This window comes from Moorena sp. SIO4A5 (assembly GCF_010672005.1).
GTDB lineage: Bacteria > Cyanobacteriota > Cyanobacteriia > Cyanobacteriales > Coleofasciculaceae > Moorena.
In genome coordinates this window covers 1-3,563 of record NZ_JAAHHZ010000497.1, presented here as the reverse complement: position 1 = coordinate 3,563, position 3,563 = coordinate 1, and the positions used below count along the sequence as shown (strand labels likewise).

Sequence of the window (3,563 nt, the reverse complement as noted above, 5' to 3'; positions counted from 1 at the left end):
CTGGAGTCAACCAAGCCATCCTCTTAGCCTTATCCATGTCAGTGGTCACCTCCATGATTGGTGTAGGAGGACTTGGACAGATGGTATTGCAAGGACTAGGTCGGGTGAATGTGGGATTAGCTGCTGTGGGAGGATTGAGCATCGTTCTAATCGCAGTAATGCTGGATCGGATCACTCAGATAGTCAGTCAAGGCAACAACCAAATCCCTTGGTTGGAACGAGGACCAATTGGTTTGGTGCGCTCTTCATCAACAGGTCAAAAAGTGACTTGGGGTATTGTTGGAGGAACCGTCTTAGTGGCACTCCTGGGTTTTATCACTTGGCAACAACCCTCCCACTTAACCACAGACTCTAATCTAGCCATGCCTGGTAAAGGGGTGAGCGTACAATCGGTCTATAGTAGCTTGCAAGAAGAACAATTCCAAACCGAGATTGTAAACATTGGTCTGGAAAAACTTGGTTACACTATCAAACAGCCAAAACAAGTTGAATACGTCACCGCACACCTGGCTTTAGGAAACGGCGACCTAGATTACACTGCTGTCCATTGGGAAATAGGTCATAGACGCTTTTTTGAACAAAGTGGTGGTGAACAGAAGTTAGAACGACTCGGAGTAATCACCTCTGATCTCTTGCAAGGTTATCAGATTGATAAAAAAACTGCTGATAAATACAACATCACTAGCCTTGAGCAACTCAAAGACCCAAAAATCGCTAAACTCTTTGACTCAGATGGTGATGGCAAAGCCAATTTGATTGGCTGTAATTCCGGTTGGTTTTGTGAGTTTGTGATTCAGCATCACATTAAAGCTTACGGACTCCAAGACACCGTTGAGCAAGACCAAGGAACCTACTCAGCGCTAATTGTAGATGCCATTACTCGCTACAACCAAGGACAACCAATCCTCTACTACACTTGGACTCCCATGTGGATGGCAGCAGTCTTAAAACCAGATCAAGATGTAGTCTGGCTAGAAGTTCCCTTCACTGATCTACCAGAATCACAGAAAGACTTGACCGCAAAAGATACCTCGGTAGATGGGAAAAATCTGGGATTTGCCATTGATCGGTTCCGAATCGTAGCTAATAAGAAATTTGTATCTGCTAACCCAGCCGCCAAACGCTTGTTTGAACTTATTCAGATTCCCACTGAGGACATCAATGCTCAAAATGAATTACTAAACAGCGGTGAAGATAGCTCAAAAGATATCCGTCGCCATGCCGAAGAATGGATTGAAAACCATCAAGACCTGTTTGATAGCTGGGTGGAAGAAGCTCGAAATTTTTAATAAGCAGTCAGCTGTCAGCTGTCAGCTTTCAGCTGTCAGTTCCCGTAGGGTGCGTTAGGGGTGGGCTCGCCCTGATTTTCTGCCTATAAGCCACCATTGAAATAGCCTACCCCGTAACGCACCACCGGATAAAACCGTAAAAATGAGATGCACCCGTAGGTTACGGTAATCGGTCTAGTTGAACCCGTTGATAACCCAGCAATTCAACCGAATAGTGGTGGTTTAGTGCGATATCAGTACCAAGTGACATATTCCGATGCGATCGCTTTTTTAGTAAGCTCATTCAAATTGTCTATTTTTGAGTCTGCGGTAAAAACTCCAAAATTACTTTTATGACTATTCTTTAGCATCAGACTCATCTCCCTTGCCGATTGTCATCTCACCTGTAGTTGGCGAAAATAAAACTTCAGCATTTCCTTCTTCGATGTACTCGTCAACAATATTGTTTGGCGTTGGATTTATTATTAATGGTCTATCAACATTGGGATTTCCTTTTAAAATTACAGCTTGAGCATAATGACCACAATTGAAGCTTATAATACTATATTGAGGCTGTTCTGTAATGGCATATGCAAGCATCTTGTCGAAATCCATATTAATGAAATAAGCTGCGCGAATACGAGTATTTTTACCTGATTGGGTTGATAAACTCCTCAAAATTGCTTTCAAACTAGACGGCGTAGCTTTTCCATTACTTCCAATTACAGCATTAGGAATTCTTTTATTTCTTACTACTCCATTCATAGCAGGGTCGTAACGACCAAATTCATAATATTTTGTCAGACCACTTTGTTTAATCAGAAGAACACCAGCATGTCCGACCATTTCAGTGTATCCATAAAAAGTATCTGTGTTAACTGGATAATCTGGATAAGTCACTAGCAAAGCTTCATCATTATACATAATCTTAATTCTCTCTATCTATTTTTTAGTAGAAGCAGACTTTCACTTAAACACTTACTATCTATTGTGTGTGTAAAATCAAACTTTTAAACAGTACCCTCTTGGGTACTTTTAGCCTAAGTAGGGCTTACTGATTAACTCTCAAAGCCTTGACAGATAAAGGTTTTAGCCTTTTTGGATCGAAAAAAGTGCCAGCTTTTCGGTCCAAAAAGCTCAAAAAGTTAGGATTTTGGGCAGACTCCGGCAGAAAAATCAAGGGACAAGCTTCCTCCTACCTCCTATATAATTCCCATTTCTCCTGACTCGAAGCTCCTACCCTTACCAAAAGACTTTTTCAGCAAACCCTAACTATTCCGTTCTGATTCTGGTCGAGATTTAGCTTCCATCTCGCTAAGCGCACTATCTAAAATTACCTCAATTTAAACTTTACCTGAAAAAGTGTTTGTAAAAAAATATTAACAATAATTGACAAACACCCTATGAGCTTATTTTTTAGGTTATAATAGTGTTATCGGAATAGTAAAGGAAATCTACTGATGAACAAGTCCGTTTGTACCACTGAAGCTGCTTCTCTCTTAGGTATTTCTTCTCGACGGTTGCGCCAACTCCTCAATGATGGTCGCGTCCGGGGTGCTTATAAAAGTGGAAAATTCTGGATTATTCCTCTGTTCAACAATCTGCCCCAAATCATCGAGAAGAAGCGTGGACCAAAGGGCAAATGGCGTACCACTCGTCCTCCGGCTCTGGCCAAAATCAATGTCAACCGCAATCGCATTGGCAGCAACAATCACAAAACACCCGAAGAGCGTCAGCCAGTGATTTCAGTAAAACGAAGCGGTGACAATCTATACGGCAATCAAGTCGAAATTCTTGGTCCTTGTCGGATTGTCTATCAGCCAGATAAGCCATTGAGTTGTGGCGCTCGTCTGTGGATCGAAACTTTCAGTGATATCCATTTTATTGGTGGCAGTTTTCCTGCTACTGCCTAATGCTCACAACCAAAATAAAATCATAGCGTTTCTCGCAGTTATGAGGTACAGTGATTCCCGGTCTTGATGCAACCCATCGCTATTCCCGATTATCTCTTCCCGATTCCCGATTCCCGATTCCCGATTCCCTTTGCGATTAAATCATAGCGTTTCTCGCTGTTATGAGGTACAGTGATTCCCTGTCTTTATGCAACCCATCGCTATTCCCGATTATCTCTTCCCGATTCCCGATTCCCGATTCCCGATTCCCGATTCCCGATTCCCGATTCCCGATTCCCGATTGATTCCCTTTGCTATACTGAACAGGAGCAAAAGGATAGTTCCGACTAATCCCAGATGGGACGGTAAGATAAAAAACGCGCTATTAGAAAAAATAATTAAA

4 protein-coding genes and 1 pseudogene are annotated in these 3,563 nt (G+C 42.1%); 3 read left to right on the top strand and 2 right to left on the bottom strand.

The window, feature by feature from the left end; genetic code table 11:
* On the top strand, positions 1-1,289 hold a 1,289-nt coding region (gene proX / locus F6K57_RS39895), incomplete at its 5' end, for a glycine betaine/L-proline ABC transporter substrate-binding protein ProX (protein WP_293074359.1).
* 160 nt (positions 1,290-1,449) lie between these two features.
* Here proX and F6K57_RS39890 read toward each other — a convergent pair.
* Positions 1,450-1,572: a hypothetical protein gene (locus tag F6K57_RS39890; RefSeq protein ID WP_293074357.1), complete on the bottom strand. Its 123-nt coding sequence runs from the start codon at positions 1,570-1,572 to the stop codon at positions 1,450-1,452.
* Positions 1,573-1,625: 53 nt separating this feature from the next.
* On the bottom strand, positions 1,626-2,192 hold the full coding sequence (locus F6K57_RS39885; RefSeq protein WP_293065148.1) for a hypothetical protein: 567 nt from the start codon (positions 2,190-2,192) through the stop codon (positions 1,626-1,628).
* A gap of 536 nt (positions 2,193-2,728) precedes the next feature.
* On the opposite strand from F6K57_RS39885, the gene F6K57_RS39880 reads away from it, so the two are divergent.
* A complete protein-coding gene (locus tag F6K57_RS39880; protein WP_070393896.1) occupies positions 2,729-3,181 on the top strand; it encodes a helix-turn-helix domain-containing protein in 453 nt (150 codons plus the stop codon).
* Positions 3,182-3,368: 187 nt separating this feature from the next.
* Positions 3,369-3,563 (top strand): annotated as a pseudogene (locus F6K57_RS39875) (hypothetical protein); the annotation flags it as partial.